This window comes from Flammeovirga sp. SJP92, assembly GCF_001583495.1.
Taxonomy (GTDB): domain Bacteria; phylum Bacteroidota; class Bacteroidia; order Cytophagales; family Flammeovirgaceae; genus Flammeovirga.
The window spans coordinates 69,588-89,024 of record NZ_LQAQ01000034.1; the positions used below are offsets into that span (position 1 = coordinate 69,588).

Here is a 19,437-nt window from a genome sequence, read left to right on the forward strand (position 1 = left end):
TTGCAGGACTGCTTTAATTTTACAGCTACATTTATGCTTATTTTTAATAATTATCAATTCTCCAATCTAAATCAATTTTGTCTAAATCAACATCAGGATAGTTGAATCTTGATGTTAATTCTTCAATTTCAATTTCGCGTTGCTTTGGGTCAAGAATTAACCAAAGCGTGTTATCTATATTTTCTAAATTATCTTTAATAAGATCTTTTAGTTCTTTCTGTAGATATTGACTGTAAATCAAACCAATTGAAAAACCTTCTAACATTCCACCATTTGGATAAGTCACTTTGTAAATTTCTTGACGAAAATTCCATAAATTATTGAACATCCATCCGATATCTACAGGTCTACTCATTCTATCTTCTGGAACATGTTCAAACAATTCTTTAATTTTATTGATTGCTTGTTCTGATAGCTCCTTGTTTTCTTCATATGGTCTGTCATGTAAAAACTCTCCTTGCAATAAATACTGAATATTGGTCAGTTTGTTAAGTTGTTTCACTCTACTTAACTCTTCCTTTTTCCCAACAATAGAATATTTTATTTGAACCAGTGGGTTTACATATTTTTTTGACAATCCAAATGCCTCCAACAATGCTTCTATTTGTTTCCTTCTAATAGCACTTGGTTTTTCGTTTTTAAGATCTGGTCTTGCCCATAGATAATCATAGTCAAGAAGCTTATAGATAAGGTCTTTTGCAGTCATATTTTAATTGAAATTAATAACAGCGAGTAAATGCAAAGGAGGCAATTGCAGGCTTCAACTTATCAAACTACACGAAAGTTAAAGTGGGCTACAACCGTTGATTTTGCAACAACCTCGCCTATTTTGTATATATTTTTTCTTATTCCCAATCACACCAACAGCCATATAGGACTGTTTTTTCTGTCCGAATAAATTGTTGTTTATCAAATTCTATAATTGTGTCATTAAGAATCTTAAATTCAACGTATTTATGTGGATAATCAATTTTTACAATTTCCCCTTCTTCTTCCTTAACTTTTTCAACTTTTAAACATGTATTTGGAAAGCCTGCTTCTTGATTAATACTAATTGTGTCATCAAAAACCATAAATTCAATGTTCTCATGTGGGTAATCAATTCTCACAATCGCCCCTTCCCCTACCTTAACTTTTCCAACTTTTACACATGTATTTGGAAAGCCTGCTTCTTGATTAACACTAATTGTGTCATTACTTAGCGCTAGCGAACCAGGAAAAAGTACTCCATAAACAGAATCTTTACTTTTTATAATCAATGCACTTGAACAATATTTCACATCATCATAAGCGATTTGCCAATCTGCATTCCTTGAAATCCAAAATTCTTCAAATTGAAAAGTGTCCGTTTTTTGTGAAGTTTGACTAAAACCGAATGACACTGAAACCAATAAAACTATCGTTGAAATAATACATCGGTTCAAATTTTTTCCTACTAATACCCAGTTCATTTTTTAGTAAATTTCATTCTTTAACCATACAACTTCCGTTTACAATATCTCATTTGCTGTTTCCTTTATCATAAACATTACTTTCGTCGAAGCAAACTATAACCTTTTATGTTTCCTGATTGAACTACGATCAACGAACGTGTTAACTAGTGGATGGATAGAAAGCTGTTGTTATGCTTTGTTTAAGGGTTGAATGTCATGAGCTGTTAAAAGTAAAATAATATCTTCTATTTCATTAATTATCATTTTTGTATTCATTTTAAGAAGACGTTCTTTTTTATAATGTATAGAAACTCCACCATAAACTAACTTTCCATTTAAATGTGCCATTTTACTTTCTATTTCAGAGAACTCAATTTTACCTATCGATCTTGATGGTTTAACTTCCATGAATATTTTAATTAAATTGAAATCTAAAGAATCAAAAAATACATTGAATCCTTCAATTTTCCCTTCTAAAATTTCTTCAGTAAAAAAGAAGTTTGAATCAGTATTAATTTTTTTAAATTTAAAGCCATATAATTTTAACTCTTTCATTGAAATGAGCTTGTAAACTTTTTGTCTAAAATACATTTTAGAAGCCCATTCAATATATGCAAATGAAAACACAATTAAAGTAAAAATAAAACCAATAGATAGACATGTCGATACATTAATTAAAAGATTGATTTCATTTTGGTTATTATGCATTATACCCCAGTAAAATAATTCACTTGCGACGAAACCTATCAATGTACAAGTAATAATTAAATATTTTAGTTTGTGTTTGTTTAATTGTAAAAATGTCATTTGAGAAAATTTCTTCATATATGAATAAAGCATAACAGTTCGTATAAATTGCGTGTCACTTTCCTGTCAAACTATACGAAAGTTGAAGTGGGTTACAAACCCTGAAATCACTACTATCTCGGCTATGAAATTTATATACTGTTGGCGGCAAGTTTATCTTTTCAATATATCATATTATCGCTCAATTGAGCTTCATTTTCAAGTCCAAAACTTAATGTTCTATATATCTTGAATTTCATATTGAAGGAACTCATGTCAATTTCTTTAAAAATTTGTTTAATAAGTTTTTTGCATTTCCGAATTTCTCGTTTTTCTTCAAAATAGAAGTCTAGTCCGTCAGATAATTTTGGCTTATCGTAATTAGATACTTTAACATCTTTCAATTTGCCATTTTTATTAAAAGTCAATTGATAGTCTTCAATGCAGTCAATTTCGCTAAATTCAATTTTCTGTTTTACAATCTCCGCTTTCAAATAAGTGTCAACAGTATCTTTAATTGATTTTAAATATTCTCTTTGAGGTTTGCTTTTCTGGAATGCTAATGATTGTTTTTCACTCATTATATACATCATTACAAATCCATTTTTAGAATACGTTTTTCCTTTATCCAGCTTGGGTTCAAATTCAGAATATTTATTTTGCAAATCGAGTATTTGACCAATTGTATCGTACATTGTCTTTATCGAAGTCACATAATTTATTGAATCATTTTGAAGCCTATGACAAGTGTATTCTGAAACCTTAAAATTATTTTGAACCTTAAAAGAAAAACTTATACTCCCACAATCTAACCAACCAAAATTCCACCCTGCAATTAATGTATCAGTAGGTGTTGAATAAAACTTTTGATTTAATATCATTGCACCAACTTTTGTTGCACTATCAGTATTCAATTGAATGCTCTGATAAATGTAACTATTGGCTTTTGAACCTGTTCCGTAGTCTGTTTTAATGTCTTTATATTGGATAATGGAATTTATTAATTCACCTGAAAAGACTTTTCCATTATCACTATAAATGTCAATTATCTGTCCATCCCTTTGATGTCGAAAATGATATTTGTACACAGAATTCTTGATAGGCTCAACTTCAAAGTAAAATTCATTGAGTTCTGATTGAGAATGACTTCTCCATGAATATTCATCAGATAGCTTTATGGATTTCATTTCACTCTGTGAATACGAATTTAATCCAATTAAAATTGATAATATGAGTAATGTCGTTTTCTTCATCTTAAATTACCGCCAACATTGGATAAGCACAATGACACTTATCCCTCAAAATTTAAAGGATGGACGCCATATAGTATATATCCATTTGTAAAAAAGCCTTCAAAACCCATGAAGTTTAAGTTTGCTATTAGATTATTGAAGGATGATTTGAATTTACATTTTTATGTATTACAAAACAAGAGATATAGTAATTGAACGTTTTAGAAATAAGTTACCAAGTAATTGCAAAGCTTATAGTAAGAACGCTTTATTATTTCTCCCTTTTCAATATCAAAAATTTTTCCGTTGCTCTATGGTCATTTGGAAAGAGGGTGTAATATTTCTATCATTTCCTGAACAGAAATGAAATCTTTCCATTTAATGGATAACCAAAAATAAACTGAAAAGAAAGCCACCACCAAAAATGAAAATGTGAAGATGGATATTAATAAAAACTTTTGAAACTGTTTCTTCATCATTGCTTTAAACTAATTTGTTTAACCAATACATCTCATTTTTGATGCTATAATACTATGTGCTTTTGATGCAGTTAAAGTATTCCTGGTAGATATTATTTCTGTACCTGTACCTCTATATTATGCTCTTTCGCTTTTTTCTCTATCAAATCTGATTTATTCAATTTTTTAAGTTCTGAAAACATAAGCCCCATTATTTGCTCACTATCTTTTGCATAGTTAGAGTTCATTTCAACATATATGCGATGTGCAATAAAGATATTGTCTAAGGCATTCTCATAATCACCTCTCAAAAACAGCATTTTTGATAACCCAAAATAACCTTCTGGATTATCAGGATAAAGGTATTTAAGTTGACTATAACTATCAATTGAATTTTCATAATCTTGGGTTAAAGAATAGCAAACTGCAATATTTAGTAGTGCAAGATCTCCTTCAGGAAATATTTCAAGGGACCTTTTATAATACTTTATTGCTGATTTAAAGTTTCCCTTTCTTCTGTATGAGATTGCTAAATGATCAATGGCATAGATAAAATTATTATCTTTTTTCACTGCAGTTTTAAATTGCTTGAGGGCTTTATTATAATTACCGCTTTTCAAAAATTCATTCCCTTTTTCAAAACAATCATTTGCTGATTGGTTGTCAGAACTTTTATAAAAAATACTTTTTTTAGATTCTAAAACATACCACCTTACTTTATAACAGTCACTTGGAAGTAAATTATATGTTTCTTCTAATGTCCCTTTTATACCTTCCATTGTTCCAAGGTATTCTTTTTCGTCTGAAGTTAAAGAATCTTCAGATAGAACTTTGGCCATTGCTATAGCAACGCTGGATTGAATACTATCTTCATTGATGCTGTTTTTATCTATTGAATCCAAGTATTCGCAAGCATTTTTTGCTATTTTCTCCGTTAGAGTTTGTCCATGTAGTATAGAAGTCGTTACTACATTCAGAATCAGTAAAATAAAAAATCTCATTTCTCTCATTTTAGTACTATTATTAATTACTATTATTACCAGTTTTCGCTGTATTTCTTATTGGCTTTATAAGCTTCAACCTCCAATGGTGCATTGTCATATCCATATTTTTCTAAATCTGAAAAATACTGTGTTATTATTATCTCTAAACTAGACCTTTCCACCTGAAGTACATGTACCAGTTCATGAGCTAATTTAGGTCGAGTTAACTCATATCCGTTTCGAATATATATTGAATAGCCAAAAGCTTGTGCATTATTTATAATACCTTCACCAATAAATCCCAGTGCTTCGCCAAGTGTTTTTAAGGCAAAATTCTCACGAGGGAACGGAACTTGATCCACGTAAACTAACCTTACTTTATCCGGGTGTTTGATCCCGATATCAGAAGCCAGTAATAGCTCTTTATCGTTTAAGGGCACACCAATTTCTAAGCCTTTTTTATCTGTTTCATAGGCCCATTCTATATATTGCGGTATCAAAACAGCAGAGATAATTTGCTTATAAGAAAATGCCAACGCAACGGCTACAACTATCACAGTTAATGCTATATATTTTAGTATTTTCATGGTATCAATAAATTCCCTTTAAGTACATTGTAAACTAAATTTCCTTGACATTTCTACATCGTTTTTTTATCTTTTTCTTTCTTTTTGATATATAAAAGGTTCTCAGGCTCAAATGTTAAGTCACCAAGCTCCTTCACTGATTCCTTTTTATTGTACTTTTCCAACCCTTTTATTACAACCTCTTCCATTTGCTGTTGTAACTCTGCTAATTCTGCTTCAGTAAATGATTCAGATGTGCCTTTAGTAAGCAGTTTCTGTGTCTTTTTCATTTTATAATTAGGAGAGTTAATAGGTTGTAGTTGAAGTCCTGCTTTTATAGCTCCCATTTCTGGAATAACATCGATAACATAAATTTTTCCTGCTTCAAGGTCTGCTTTAACATAATCTTTATTTTCTGCCCTAGCCCAAAACAAATGCTCACCGGGATCACACTCATATCTCAAAAAATTTGGTCCATTAAAACGACCAATAACTTTAGTACTATCAAAATAAGTGAAATTTATAGCAAACCCTAACGATGAAGATCTAACAAAGTAAACGACTGCCTTATCCGTTGGTGCAGGTGCGATTGATTGTGTATATCCATAAAAACTGAATAGCGTAAAAAGAAGTAAGAGTAATGATTTTTTCATTCTTATATTAGTTTATGATCAAAAATTCACCAAACTGTAATAAAGGTCTATCCTTCCAAAATACAGTTTTAATGTTTATGTGAATACTGTTTATTTTTTTTTGAGTAAACTCCATTTCTAAATTCTATTTCCATTTTTTCATCACCTCAACCTTGAGCCAAAGCATAATTAATTGACTCACTAACAAACTTGGGTGTAACGTTTTTTGGCTCAAAATCAGGAGACTTATTTTCATTTACATAAAGTCATACATCATACCAACCGAAATCTACAATTAACACCCTATTTTTATATTCTTCCGAAAACACAAAAATCTTTTCGTGAAATTTCCAGTAAAATTGACGATTGCCAACAATGATTTGCCTTAAGCCCTTTTTAGAAATTGCCATCTTCTCTGTAATTTAACCAAGGTTTTGGATAGAATGAATTCAACTTTTTGATTCATGATTAAGCGTTTGTTTGAATTCTATAGAAAAATTACTTCTTGTAATAGTAATACTTTAAGTAATATATAGTTTACTTCTATCAAGGTAGAAAAGAATTTCAAACTATCAAACGCAATACATTATTATTCTAATTTATATTACAAATCACCAAATGACTACTTGACTTCTTTTCCTTTAATGTAAACCCATAATTGAAATGATGGACTTTTGTAGCTGTACTTTTCTTTGATTTGTAAGTAGTGTGAAATACGTTTAGCCGTTGCAATACAACGGCCAAACAGAGTTATCATATTTATCGAGTAGTCATTTAAAGATTCAGTGTATGTAGATTGAAATGCTTTATTTCACTTCTTCGAGGGCTTTCAAATAGAGTGTATTGAACTTGTTGCCTGAATACGGGTTTTGACTGGTGACTAAGTTTCTATCTCTTATTGCAAAGCTTTTACCTGGTCTGCCCTTTTCATATTTCAATCCTAGTTTTTTAAGTTGTTTCGCAATTTTACGGTTCTTAGGCTTGCCTTTCATTATAAATTTCTCGATGTAAAACTCCTCAAATCCTGTCACAGAATTGACATTGTAGCCGATAAAAGGATTATCATTTTTTGGAATAGTTGTAATCAGGCTTGGAGCGTGGCATATTAAACCTATTGCTTTTTGATCCTTGGCAAAAGATTTTAGGAGTTCAGGAGTATTTTGATCATAAATCAAATCAACCATAAGTCCCTGTCCGCCTGGTATCACTAAGCCAATGTATTCGCTTTCTCTTTCGATAGCTTCCTCTAAAATCATAGGATTGGAAAAGGCAGTATTACTCTCCCAGAAATCAATTGCTTCTTGTTTCATCTCTAGGTTTTCTTTCCAATAATCATCATTTAAACTTTCTTGATCTATGGAGGCTTTTCCTCCTGAAGGCGTTGCAAAATCTACTGTATAACCCTCATTGATTATCGCTTTGTAAGCTTGATAAAATTCATTGAGAAATACACCCGTTGAGCGTTTCTTTTTTCCTTTTTTCAATAGTAAAGTATCTGCCTCGCTCATGACAAATAACACTTTACTATTTTGAGCAAATGTTGAAGTCGAAACCAATAACGAGATGAATAATATGATTGCTTTTGTGATCTGTTTCATTTTGTACTTTTTGAGTTTGATAAGTTCGGATGTTGGAATGATGAAGTCATTATTCACCTCCATTTTTCATGATTTTCTCAGCAATTGAAGGAAATAAGCGATTGATAATTTTTAATAGTTTTACCTTTCCTATACTTACCTCATATTTGTCTTTTTTGAAGCAAACGATAAACTCTTCAACCAACTGTTCAGGTGCTATTTTTCCTTTTCCCCTGCCTGCAGTCATTTGAGTATCTACCAAAGCCGGGATAATTTCAAATACTTTAGTATGTTTAAGTTGATAGCGTAAGGCTTTGGAAAAAATATGAATCCCTGCTTTTGTACCACAATACACTGGCGCCTGCCTTTTGGGTACTAACCCCAAGCCTGATGATACATTGACGATAGCCGAATTATCATTGTTTTTTAGAAAGGGCAACGTCAAAGCAATAAGTTGAAGAGGTGCTCTAAAATTGACATCGATTTCCTGTTCTATCTTGTCCATCAGTTGTTCTTCTTCATCAAAATGATAGTTGCATTGAACCCCAGCATTATTGACTAATATATTGGTGTCGGGGTGCTTTTCTTCTATAAAAAGTTTCAGCTCCTTTAATTCATCAATTTTGGAGATGTCACAAGTAAATGGAATTATTCGTTTATCTTTTTGGGCTAATTCTTTTAGCTTTAGTTCATTTCTACCAATGGCTATCACTTGATTATCAAGGGCTAGAAACTTATGAAGTAATGCTTCTCCAATTCCCGCCGTCGCTCCTGTAATAAGAATTTTATTTCCGTTTAATCGCATATTATTTTGTCTAAATGTTGCGATACAAAGTTCAGGGATTTTAGGAAGGATTCCCTTTACATATGTAAAGGAATGGAGAGGAGTTTTATCTTTGGGCTCTAATTCTACTCAACTGTGTGGGGCTCACCCCCAAATAAGAAGCAATGTGATATTGTGGTATAAGTTGTTCGAGCTCTGGATGCTCTTTTTGAAAAATAACGTAGCGGTCTTTAGCTTCTAAGGTTACCAATTCTATTTCTCTTTTTTCCTTCCTTACAAAAAACTGCTCGGCTAGAATACGAGCAAGCCTTTCTACCTGAGGATATTGATCATAAAGTGCAATAACGTCCCGGTAAGTAGCTACAAGCAATCGGCAGTCAGTAAGACAATCAATATCAATAAGGTTTGGGCTTTGCGTAATTAATGAAGAATAAGCTCCAACAAAATTATTTTCTGTAAAAAATGTTTTATTGTATTCCTCTGCTTTTTCACTACTGTAATACGCTCGTAAAACTCCTGATCTTACAAAAGCAATATTCCTTGAATATTCTCCTTTTTCAGCAAATTTTGTCCCTTTTTTTAGGTGAACTTCCTCGAATAGATGTGTCAGTTTTCCCAGTGTTTTATCATCAAAAGGGACAATCTGTTTTAAAGTTTCTTCTAGCATATTATAATTTCACTCCATAACTAACTCGACAAAATACATCTGAAAGTACTGAAAATTTATCTATTGAATACACTATAAACAGAATTATCGCCTACTATCAATTGATATTTCTTTTTTTTAAAAAAAGAGAAGACTTAGTCTTGATTTAAGTACAGCTTATTAGAAAAGCCTTTGCGGATAAAACACCACCTGAATCAAATTATATTCTAGCTGACTAAAATCAAATGCTTTACCATCAACCTTAAAGCTAGAGTAAGGATACCATCTTAGATTGGTTCTGAGAATAATAGCTTCATTGGTTTTTCCGGGTACAATGTCCCACCCAAAAGTAAGTCCAGGTTCAAAGGATGAATAATTAAAACTACGTTTCGATCCATCTACTTCCTCTGTGTATTCAATAGTATCATAGGCGAGATTGAGACCAATGTAGGGCGCAAAGCCAGAGAAGTCAATCAGAAATTTATTCGCTTCTAGAGTCCATGAGTTTTTTTGGAGGGTTTGTTTGGTGCCAAACCCCTCGGTGGTAAAGGTTGGGTTTCTGAAAGATAAAGCTGTGAAAAAGTTGGCTTTGTTAAAGTGATAACCCAATGCAAAATCAAGATAGCTGGAAGAAGCTAATCGTTGTTGTAAATAAGGAAATTCCTGAGCATTGTAGGCTGAATTGGAAAGTGAAAATGAGATGGAAGGTCCAACACCAATAAAGAAGTCTCCGAATGATTTGGCATCATAAGAAAGCTTTGAAACACTTGGGTAACTATTCCATTGATCAAGGTTCTTTTGAGTATTGTTTTTGGTAGCGTCAAAAGAATAAAGTAAGCCAAATTGAATGGAATACGAAGGCGTTTTAATTTCTGTCATATCAGTCTTACTAAGAGGGTATTTCCATTTAGTATTAGGAAAATAATTGACGGCCATTCTGAATGCGATTTTTTTATAACTGTACATTAAACCTGCATCAAAATTCAGCATAAAATCTTTAGCAATCGCGGTATGTTTCTCTCCTGTCTGCGGAATTTGTTCAAATGTCAATGCACCCCAGTTAAAGCCAATATAAGGACGTAATTTCCCTTTTTTCATGGCCCAAGGGTAGATCCTTGCTCCAGTTGCTACAGAATGTAGCATTTTGTGCTGGGCATCATTTCCATCCAAGTTGATTTGACTTAGAGGGAATGTTACATAGAATTCGGTATGACCCCAAAAGTGAAATCCTCCCCAAGTGATGTATGGATTTAAAGTAGCGGAGTAATCAATGGGCATTACCTCTCCGTTGATCATTTGTTTCCCTGTAAAGGAAGGGAAAAAGTTGCCCCCTGCTTCTAAATACATTTGTGCAAAATCCAATCTCTGTTTTTGGGATGTATTGTCTTGAGCTTGTAGGTTGAAAACGAACAAACAACTCATGATGATTGTGATTATTATCTTATCCATTTTATTAAAATTGAAAGCCAATGAAAAACCAAATACTATTATCAAATCGATTATTCTTAACGGTTGTATCACCGAGTTGTGTATCCTGAATGGGATCAAGGGTGAATCGTAATGGAAGAGAAACTCTATAGTAAAGACCTTTTATTTTCATTACATCTGTTTCCACAAAACTGATGGCACTTCCAATAGTAAAAGAGGATTTTTGAAGTTTTTCATTAGAGATAGTATGTGTGTATTCATGGTCATAATACCCAAAAGAAGGTGCGATATAAAGCCCTTTGGTGAAAACAGGAAAGTCATAAAAGAATTCAAAACCAACTTGCTTTCCTTTTACATTTTTACCGTCTACCGCTTTTGCAAAATCAGAAGATAGATGTTTTTCAGACAAATAAAGATAGGTGAAAGCAAGCCTTAGTAAGTGGTCATTTTTAAACCTTATACCTACTTCTCCACCCAGAGATTTGAATTGGTTAAAAACAGCTTCTCCAAGGTCATAGGCAATAAAGAACTTCGTAGTTTTACTTTGAATAGAATCCTTATAGACGCTATTCACCTTAGAAGAATAGTCAGTAGCATTCCATTGTTTTTTGGAGGTTGTCTTATGCAGTGCTATTTCTTGTGCATTAGTCCCAATGGAATAAAAAACAATAAATGTGATGAGTAATAATTTGTGCTTCATAATCTTAATTTTTGAAGCAAAACTATTAGTGATGTGAGAGGTTCACAATCGGGTAAAAGTATGATTTAGGCCTGATAAAGGAATATCATACAAAAGTATGAGCATTGATATTCAGTTAGTTGTATTATTTACCCCATCATTAGCCCACGACTTAAGTCGTGGGCTAATGATGACTGACAACTATCGAAATTCTATTATCGAAGCAAGTTTGAAAGTTCATTACGGGTTTTCACACCACATTTTTTATAGATATTACTTGCATGAGTTTTTACAGTAGGTAGAGAAATAAAAAGCTGATCAGCGATATTCTGATAAGTCACACCCTTGTGAAGCAAAGATGCTATTTCTTGCTCCCGTTTTGTAAGAGAATAGTTCTTGAATTGCTGTCCGTTGGGTGTGCTATCTTTTTGGATGAGAGACAACCTTTGCATGTCATCGTAGATTTTTCTGATAGCCAATGCTGTAAAAGCAATGTACAATAGAAACCCAATTTGAAAATGTTGGTACTCTTGTTCAAAAGCATAATGAAAAATCATCGTAGATTTTTCTGATAGCCAATGCTGTAAAAGCAATGTACAATAGAAACCCAATTTGAAAATGTTGGTACTCTTGTTCAAAAGCATAATGAAAAATCAGATAAATAGGTGTCAGCACTAGAAAAGTGAGTGCAAAAATCCTATTAGATTTCTCCAAATGCTGGAATTGCTGGATGGCCTTTGTACTTCTTGTAATAAGCATTGATGTTACGATGGAAATAATTAGAAATACAATCACCGCCCATTGTGCCAAAATCATTTCACCCAATAGCTTTGCACCGATCACTATTACCGCTAAAACTATTGAAACCCCAATGTGTATTTTTTTAAACTTAACGGGGATGGAATGTTTCTGTTGACTCAACGTATCCAAAAAGGTAGTACAAGAGATCAAAATCATACAAAGTAAGGTAGAAAGGGTTGTCGTCTCTTCCTCTTGAAATAATGGGGACACACTTATGGAGATTAATAATAATAGAAGTGAAATTGTAAACCCAATCGTCTCCCGATTCTCCATTTTCTTATTGTAACACAGTATTTGCAGAAACAAAGAAATGGTCAATGCAGTGTAGGTTATAAAGAGTAAGATATATTCAAATTGAAGCATTTTCTTTTGCAACAAGTTTAGTTGTAGTATTCATTTGTTTAGGTGTTTCAATATAACACTTCGTTTATAAATTACTATCACAAGGTAATAGCATTATATAGTATGTTATCATTGGATTTTCTGACTCTTAAAAATTCACCCATCTCCTTCTTTCTTCAACTGAATTAAATTCTCTAAATGTAACACGTCTAATGTGGCCTAAGTCAACTGAAGAACTTCCATTATGGATCCAATTAGGAAACTCCTTTTCAAAATTATAAGTAAGCATGACATCATTACTGTTCTTTAAAGTAAAACCAAATTCACCGTCATTTAACCATCGAGGGTTTTGAAAAGTTTTGTTCCAAGCCAACTCATCCAGAAATGTTTCAATTAATTTATACTCTTTTTCTGTTTGCGTTGCTTTTATTTTTAGCAGTAAAAATAGGGTTACTTTTTTTCCATCAAGAACATACTTAATTGCTACTTTCCTTTTTCTGTTTGGGCTTTGTTTATAATTAGTGATATATACATTTGGGCATTCGTCATTCAAGCAATTTTGATATGCTTCTTCAATATTTCCTTGCACCCACCCTTCAACTTTTTCACTTATGATTGATAAACAATCATAGATTAAGGTTAATAACAACTCCTTCTTCTTTTCTCTCTCTAATTCTAAAAAACTTGGCACATCAAAATATATCGAAACAGACTTTATACTCGTTTCTTCATCTACAAATATCTCTTTAGGGTTTTCTAAAATATGAATATTTAATCGTGTTCTTGAAGCTTTTAATCCTTTTAGATGCTTAGAAAAAAGCCATATTACCTCATCTTGTAATTGAATTTCAACATCATCTAAGTTATAAATTGAAATAAAAGGAGCATAATTGATTAACATAGAAGTCATGATTTTGAATTTATTACTATTTCAGCTTTTTAGATACACATTGTTTCCAACAAATATTTAATAACTACCATACAACAATAGCATCAAATAAGAGATTATGATCTTTTTATAATCCTAATTGCCTCATTTAATTTCTCTTCATTGAACCCTTTTATAAGTTCTGTTCGAACTAATTTATTTTGAATAGATGGATTCAAGCTATTTAAGGATTTATCATCGTCAATAATTAAAAAATCGACAATATCTGATTCATTTATATATTGTTCAATCTCTTCCTTTCGATTCTTGCAGTGGTCATAAATAGGTAGAAATGATTTTATTGGACAATTTATCTGTCTATACTTGAAAATTTCGTTGAATTCATCCAATTTTTTCACGGTTCTACGTGTTGAACTTAATATAATATCGCATTCAAAAACAGATAGAAGTTTATTTAAATTAGTAACACAATTTGCATTGAATTTTGAATATCCATCTGCATCAATTTCGTCTGCTTTCCACATCGGAGTTGTAATTAAAACTCCATCTAGATCCAAAATCAAAGTAGGTTTCCTCATTTTTTTTAAGATTGTATTAAAAAACTCTCCTTGGATGCAGGTGTTTCTCTTTAGTCTAGAAATGTAATGTTAGTTTTATTTCCTTTTTATAGTTTTTTTTCAATTTCTTCGATAAACTTTATCATTGAAGGTTCTAAACTTGAAAAATGATCACCATCTAATTCAATCAGATTAAAGTATTTGGGAATGGTATTTTCATACATTTCTTCTATTGTTGTTTTGTACCATTCGAAATCATCATCTGAACCTATATACATTAAGTGTCTTCTTTCTAGATAGTTTAATGTGTAAACTGGACATCGATATAGGATTTCATTTTCAATGGATATATCAAAAGGCATATTTTCTTCATCTACTAATTGAGGTAGCCATTCCTGAAAATATATTCCGGAACTACTACCATTTAGCTTTGAAGCACAATTATTATTGAGGCTTAATAAAGCTGACATTCCTCCTCCAATACTATGACCAAAGACAAATATTTGTTCTGAATCGATATAGCTTTGCTTAGCTAACCAATTTACTGCATTTTCAGCATCCTCTACTTCTCCAAAGAAATATTCAAAATTGCCTTCATTACCATTTTCACCTCTATATGTTGGAGCAAAGACTATATACCCAGCGTCTATAAATGGCTGGCAATCTGAAAGGTCTGAATACCCAAGGGAAAACCCTCCATGTAAATATACTATTGCTTTTGTTTTTTTGGTTGAATCCAAGTTAACCGTATTCAGAAGTCCTTTAAGTTTTCTTCCGTTAGATTCGTATGAAACAACCGAAACATTCTCAGGAGGTGAGTCAAATTCATTATAAAATTGAGGTGCTTTTATTTCTTTTATTATAGAGGTTTTAAAATTTTTTCTAAAGTCTTTATATCTCGATTTTTGAACTTGTGCAGAACTTTCTATAGTACATAGACTTATAAAATTTGCAATAAGTATAAATGTTATAGCTAGTGATTTTATATTTTGCATGATGAAATTTTTCTCTTGGTATATTGGTATTTGAAATGATTGTGTCAGAGTAGCACGATTCAATATTAAATTCATTTTTAAATAGTATTATAGTGAGTTTTATCCTTTATCTATGATGAATAATAAGAATGCTTTTACCACTAGATCCTCGAATTAGCATAATAATTTGTATCTATTAGTAAAAAATGTTTAGAATATCCCATCAAAAAATCAGTTTGCTCATGTGATTGTTGAAAGATGATTCTAATTTAAATAGTAATGTATTACAAAACAAGAAGTGTCGATTTGCCTTCAGGTATGAGCGTTTTAATAATGTTACAACCCAATGAGGGTGTAGATCCCGACTTTGAGCGTTTTATTACAGATTTACCTTAAGAAGAATAGTGTTATTTGAAGGTTTTTATTTTGATTTAGATTTTAAAATTTACAGCTTCTTTTCTAGATTTTATTTTTAGTTTGGAGTAAATACTGCTTATGTGTGATTTTACGGTGGTTAACTCGATATTACATTCAGCTGATATTTCTTTATTACTCAGGCCATTTCTTAATAAGTCAAATATTTTTCGTTCCTGAATGCTTAATTGATTGATGTTTTGATTTTTACGTTTAAATAAAATCAAAACACCAACTGTAATAAAACCTACAACACTCATAAAAAAAATGATGTGTTTTATAGTATTTTCATTGGAGAAATCATCTTCAACAATATGGAATTTTTGTCGGAAGGAATAAAAATATGAACTGTTTTCATTTTCCCATTTTGACAAATAGTCCTCGTAAAATTTAGGATTAACTAAATAATTTGCTTGAAAATCGATTTGGTAAATGGCATAAAGAGAAACCAATGGATGCTTGCAGGTATCTGCAACTGATTTTAACTTTTCTGAGACGACCTCTTTAATAAATTCCTTTTCTATGATTGACTTTTCGTAGTCAATTGAATTGGGATAATTAGACAGTTTTTTAATATAGTCAAAAGTCTTCATATGGTCGGCCCCATTAATTTTTGTATTCGAGAATATTGGCCTTCCTCCCGTATTGAACAATTCTATTTCAGAATCTTGTTTGGCGATTAAGTGCATAAAATTTTCATCTAAACTGCCAATGACTAATGAGTTGGGTGAAACGCCTTTTTTGACGATATGTAATCGGAAGAATGACCATTCTGTTGGCACCTTCTTCAAATCTATTTTGAAATTACCAAGACTATCAATAGTGGCACTTGTAATTATTATATCATTCGAAACAGCATATTCTTTTTCAAATGTTTTGAGGTAGGACACATATATTTTTCTGTCCCAAGTATCATCTAATATCAATTTGCCAGATATGTGACCAATATTATTAGAAAACGCATTGACTTGACAACACAAAATGAGGAGGAGAATAGTTATTGTGTTTTTCATTATTTTATTCATCCACAGTAGGTTTAATAGATTGAGCAACGGACATGGCAATATTACCGTTCGATTTTTGGGATGAGATTTTTATCTGCCATTCCCCAACATCTGTATTTGAGATTGTTTTATTAAGTGCACCTGAGGTATATTCCGGTCCATCACTATTTTCGTTTGAATTTGGTTGATACTTTAAAGATAGTTCTCCTTCTTTAATTCCTTTAGGATTGAAAATTTCGATTGAAACATTTCCAGAACGTATATGTGCTCGGACACCTATGTACAAAGTTGTTTTTGTGGGTACATCAAAAGTGATTGGTTTACTACCATTGGATTTATTAGAGAGCGTAATATTTTTAATTAATATATCTTCGGAATGTTCTCTCCAAGCTTGTGATTTCTTTCTAAGTTCAGCATCTTTCTCTCTTTGAATAGCATGTTGCTTTCTAAGTTCATCGTCTTTCTCCCTTTGAACTTCTGCAATTCTATTCTGTTCTTTCACTTGGGTTAAAAATTCCTCTTTCTGTTTTTCATATTCAAGAAGACTTTTATCGTATTCTTCACCTGTACTTCCTTTTGATTTCAATTGCTTGATGTAAGCTGCTTTGTGAATATCCCAACTTTCTTTAGGTGTCAACCCTTCATAATTATTATATGAATTAGGAGGGTAGATGTAGTTGTCTGCCGGCTTATCTTTTTCTACTTGACAAAACACAAAGGTGTTGTTTAGAAGTAAAACGAATAAAAAAATTATGTCTTTTCGCATCATTGTAAATTTAATGTCTAATAATTGATTTGAGAGCAAATTTAACTTGAGCATTCAAAAAAATAGGTCCGAATGGGGTAGGAAAAAGGTATGAAAGAAGTATGAAAAATTAAACTCTAAGGATGATTTTAAAATATATTCAATTGATTTTCTGCGTATAAGCATACAGGGATGTGTTTTTCACTATAGACTGCTCCCTCAACTATAAATATCATTCGCTATGATGACTATTAGTTCAAAACCACATATAGTGAGGGTTTCTCAATTCTGGGTTTCATGATTAGCTTGAAGTCTGTAGGTATATATATCGATGACTGAACTGCCCTGTTTATTTTACGGTTGATAATTTATACGTTCTTTAATTCAACCACGACTCCAATACCTATCTAACTTTCTCCGCAGTTGGATCTTTGGCAAGAATTCTCATATTTTCATCAATTAGAAAGATTCCACCACCTTTGCTCAACTAGGACATATTATTGGGGGCTGAAGGCCAAACTAAGCTCTAATTATTTCACACGTTTTTATTTATATTCTATTCTAAAATACCCCAAATCATATGAAGGATTTTCTATTATTTGATAGTCTATCCATTTCTTATCTTGAGAGTCACTCCAAAAATAGGGCTTGGAAAAAATTATTCCTTTACCTCTCTTCATTGACTCCTCGTAACACAATGAATCTAGATTCATATCGAAATTAGAAGGATGCAAAACATCTACATTTATTTTACTTTCCTCAAATGAAAAGTCACTCAACTCATACGTTAAAATCGTTGGTGGAGGAACAAAGGTTTGAGGTATTAATAGATCTTTATCTCCAAAATTATCATTTACAACATCTTCTGTTCTTTGTACATTTACAGGGTGCACAAAATCCATTTTACAGTTTCATATTTTGAATGCTGTTGAATGACACTATCAACAAACTCAATATATCTCACCGATTTATTGATATTTATTGGAGTTGTAAATCGTTTGTTATTACATGAAGATATTATCAGTAAACAGATAAAAAAGATGAATTTAATTCGCATAAAGATCAATGTGTTCCAAAGAAATTTCTAAACTGCGAGGGAGGTCGCGTCGATCGAGACTTGATGTTTTGCTATTGGTGTAGCTAGTTTTATTTCTCCGGAAATCTAAAGTTTATTTCAAATTCAGAAACTATAAGTTCTATAAGCTCTTCATACTGCTTTTCTATTGCATATTCTTTATATGGCCAATAAGTATTAAACTCAAAAAAATTATACCTGTCTTTATCTTTAACTTCAATCATATAAACTGAAAAAGGATTGTGATCTAATACATGTTCAAAAGTATCTTGACTTTTGTAATCAAAAAGATTGAGACTATCTATTGTACTTAAGAAAGTATCATAACCACTATTTGGTTTGGCTTCATATCGATTATAGATCTGTTTACTCTTCTTTCTTTTATGAACTGTCCCTATCTCTTGGATGTAACAATAGATTTCAGTTTGATTTGAAGTTGTTGTTTTGGTTAAAGTTATTATTCTGTCTATAGACGTCCCAATATTAAACCAAACTCTTAGTCCAAAATCGACCCGTTTACTTTGTAATGGTATCGGTCTATCGCCAAGGTATATCATATTATTAAATGGCATTATAGCTTCAACCTCTTGAGTGTAAGCTCTGAATGACATCCCTAATAATAATACTAACAGTATCATTTTCTGCCTTCTCATAATAAATTAAGTGTGTAATAAAGTTACAATTGTATTGGCTCCGAACATTGAATAAATACCAGTATGTCAAATTATATTTTTTAAAACACCATAGAATATATCCATTATAGTGTACTTTCTATTTCACCCTATATTGAAATCTAAATCCGTTCATATTTGGAATGTTGGAATCAAGATCCAGTTCAGATTGATCAAGATAGTTTTCCAAAATAGAAAGTGTTTTTTCCCGGTTTTCTTCTGAAGGATCAACAATTTGATTACTAACTACGATCGGTCCGATTTTCAATGATGATTTGATCGTCCCTTTAGATTTTTTCCAATTTGGATAGATTAGTGAGAACTCGATTGAGGCCTCCAGATTTTCTCCTTTCAGTTGACCAAAAGTAATGCTATGAATTTCTAAATCTTCATATCTATTGACGATGTAGAAAGAACCGTGAGTATCTATTAAATCATCTTTATCAAAAGTCTTTCCTTGTAATGAGTTGAAACCATATGATTTTATAGGCATTTCAATGGTAAAACCACCATAATTGGTTTCGTCGCTAAACTCATTTTCTTCCACCCCAATTTCAATGACGTACTCAGCATATCCTTCTTCCCTCATTATCAGAAACTCAATTGTTCCTGTTTGAATGTCCTTTTCTGTCAGTTCATACACTTCGTCAGGGCTCTCAAGTATTTCTTGAGCGAACTTTGAATATAATTCTTCTTCCATTTTATTTCTTTATGGTAAATTTAAATGAATTCGCTAAACGATATAAGAAGGTACATCATCC

22 protein-coding genes are annotated in these 19,437 nt (G+C 31.7%); all 22 read right to left on the reverse strand.

What is annotated here, in order from left to right:
* Window positions 1–43 precede the first annotated feature (43 nt).
* The 22 genes from AVL50_RS08435 to AVL50_RS08540 all read right to left on the reverse strand — a co-directional run bounded on the left by AVL50_RS08435 (window position 44) and on the right by AVL50_RS08540 (window position 19,376).
* The gene (locus tag AVL50_RS08435; protein ID WP_062616052.1) at window positions 44–706 is read right to left on the reverse strand and encodes a hypothetical protein; all 663 of its coding nucleotides are present in this window, start codon (window positions 704–706) and stop codon (window positions 44–46) included.
* A gap of 139 nt (window positions 707–845) precedes the next feature.
* Window positions 846–1,451: a hypothetical protein gene (locus AVL50_RS08440; RefSeq protein WP_062616053.1), complete on the reverse strand. Its 606-nt coding sequence runs from the start codon at window positions 1,449–1,451 to the stop codon at window positions 846–848.
* A gap of 171 nt (window positions 1,452–1,622) precedes the next feature.
* Window positions 1,623–2,240: a hypothetical protein gene (locus AVL50_RS08445; RefSeq protein ID WP_172826797.1), complete on the reverse strand. Its 618-nt coding sequence runs from the start codon at window positions 2,238–2,240 to the stop codon at window positions 1,623–1,625.
* A gap of 161 nt (window positions 2,241–2,401) precedes the next feature.
* Window positions 2,402–3,472 carry a hypothetical protein gene (locus AVL50_RS08450; protein ID WP_157491213.1) on the reverse strand — a complete coding sequence of 357 codons (1,071 nt, stop codon included), beginning with the start codon at window positions 3,470–3,472 and terminating at the stop codon, window positions 2,402–2,404.
* Window positions 3,473–4,022: 550 nt separating this feature from the next.
* Window positions 4,023–4,910 (reverse strand): tetratricopeptide repeat protein, encoded by an 888-nt coding sequence (locus tag AVL50_RS08455; protein WP_172826798.1) that lies wholly within the window; start codon window positions 4,908–4,910, stop codon window positions 4,023–4,025.
* A 35-nt stretch (window positions 4,911–4,945) separates the two neighbouring features.
* Complete coding sequence (locus tag AVL50_RS08460; protein ID WP_062616057.1) at window positions 4,946–5,479, reverse strand: hypothetical protein; 534 nt, start codon at window positions 5,477–5,479, stop codon at window positions 4,946–4,948.
* A gap of 53 nt (window positions 5,480–5,532) precedes the next feature.
* Complete coding sequence (locus AVL50_RS08465) at window positions 5,533–6,111, reverse strand: hypothetical protein (protein ID WP_062616058.1); 579 nt, start codon at window positions 6,109–6,111, stop codon at window positions 5,533–5,535.
* Window positions 6,112–6,896: 785 nt separating this feature from the next.
* Window positions 6,897–7,688 carry a DJ-1/PfpI family protein gene (locus AVL50_RS08470; protein WP_157491214.1) on the reverse strand — a complete coding sequence of 264 codons (792 nt, stop codon included), beginning with the start codon at window positions 7,686–7,688 and terminating at the stop codon, window positions 6,897–6,899.
* 49 nt (window positions 7,689–7,737) lie between these two features.
* Entirely contained in the window at window positions 7,738–8,472 is a 735-nt protein-coding gene (locus tag AVL50_RS08475; RefSeq protein WP_062616060.1) for an SDR family oxidoreductase, read from the reverse strand.
* Between the two features lie 85 nt (window positions 8,473–8,557).
* Entirely contained in the window at window positions 8,558–9,118 is a 561-nt protein-coding gene (locus AVL50_RS08480; RefSeq protein ID WP_062616061.1) for a Crp/Fnr family transcriptional regulator, read from the reverse strand.
* Between the two features lie 159 nt (window positions 9,119–9,277).
* Window positions 9,278–10,546, reverse strand: a complete 1,269-nt coding sequence (locus AVL50_RS08485) for a hypothetical protein (RefSeq protein ID WP_157491215.1) — start codon at window positions 10,544–10,546, stop codon at window positions 9,278–9,280.
* A gap of 4 nt (window positions 10,547–10,550) precedes the next feature.
* Window positions 10,551–11,225 (reverse strand): hypothetical protein, encoded by a 675-nt coding sequence (locus tag AVL50_RS08490; protein WP_062616063.1) that lies wholly within the window; start codon window positions 11,223–11,225, stop codon window positions 10,551–10,553.
* Window positions 11,226–11,419: 194 nt separating this feature from the next.
* A complete protein-coding gene (locus tag AVL50_RS08495) occupies window positions 11,420–11,761 on the reverse strand; it encodes a helix-turn-helix transcriptional regulator (RefSeq protein WP_062616064.1) in 342 nt (113 codons plus the stop codon).
* Window positions 11,739–12,278, reverse strand: coding sequence for a hypothetical protein (locus AVL50_RS32915; RefSeq protein ID WP_062616065.1), 540 nt, complete (start codon window positions 12,276–12,278; stop codon window positions 11,739–11,741). Before AVL50_RS32915 ends, AVL50_RS08495 begins: the two co-directional genes overlap by 23 nt.
* Before the next feature lie 217 nt (window positions 12,279–12,495).
* Complete coding sequence (locus tag AVL50_RS08505) at window positions 12,496–13,257, reverse strand: hypothetical protein (protein ID WP_062616066.1); 762 nt, start codon at window positions 13,255–13,257, stop codon at window positions 12,496–12,498.
* 95 nt (window positions 13,258–13,352) lie between these two features.
* A complete protein-coding gene (locus tag AVL50_RS08510; protein ID WP_062616067.1) occupies window positions 13,353–13,814 on the reverse strand; it encodes an HAD domain-containing protein in 462 nt (153 codons plus the stop codon).
* Window positions 13,815–13,900: 86 nt separating this feature from the next.
* On the reverse strand, window positions 13,901–14,788 hold the full coding sequence (locus tag AVL50_RS08515; RefSeq protein WP_172826799.1) for a S9 family peptidase: 888 nt from the start codon (window positions 14,786–14,788) through the stop codon (window positions 13,901–13,903).
* A 410-nt stretch (window positions 14,789–15,198) separates the two neighbouring features.
* Window positions 15,199–16,194: a response regulator transcription factor gene (locus AVL50_RS08520; RefSeq protein ID WP_172826800.1), complete on the reverse strand. Its 996-nt coding sequence runs from the start codon at window positions 16,192–16,194 to the stop codon at window positions 15,199–15,201.
* A gap of 4 nt (window positions 16,195–16,198) precedes the next feature.
* A complete protein-coding gene (locus AVL50_RS08525; RefSeq protein ID WP_157491216.1) occupies window positions 16,199–16,900 on the reverse strand; it encodes a hypothetical protein in 702 nt (233 codons plus the stop codon).
* Between the two features lie 575 nt (window positions 16,901–17,475).
* On the reverse strand, window positions 17,476–17,832 hold the full coding sequence (locus AVL50_RS08530) for a hypothetical protein (RefSeq protein ID WP_062616071.1): 357 nt from the start codon (window positions 17,830–17,832) through the stop codon (window positions 17,476–17,478).
* Between the two features lie 244 nt (window positions 17,833–18,076).
* Entirely contained in the window at window positions 18,077–18,658 is a 582-nt protein-coding gene (locus AVL50_RS08535; protein ID WP_062616072.1) for a hypothetical protein, read from the reverse strand.
* Window positions 18,659–18,776: 118 nt separating this feature from the next.
* Window positions 18,777–19,376 carry a hypothetical protein gene (locus tag AVL50_RS08540; protein ID WP_062616073.1) on the reverse strand — a complete coding sequence of 200 codons (600 nt, stop codon included), beginning with the start codon at window positions 19,374–19,376 and terminating at the stop codon, window positions 18,777–18,779.
* Window positions 19,377–19,437: the final 61 nt, after the last annotated feature.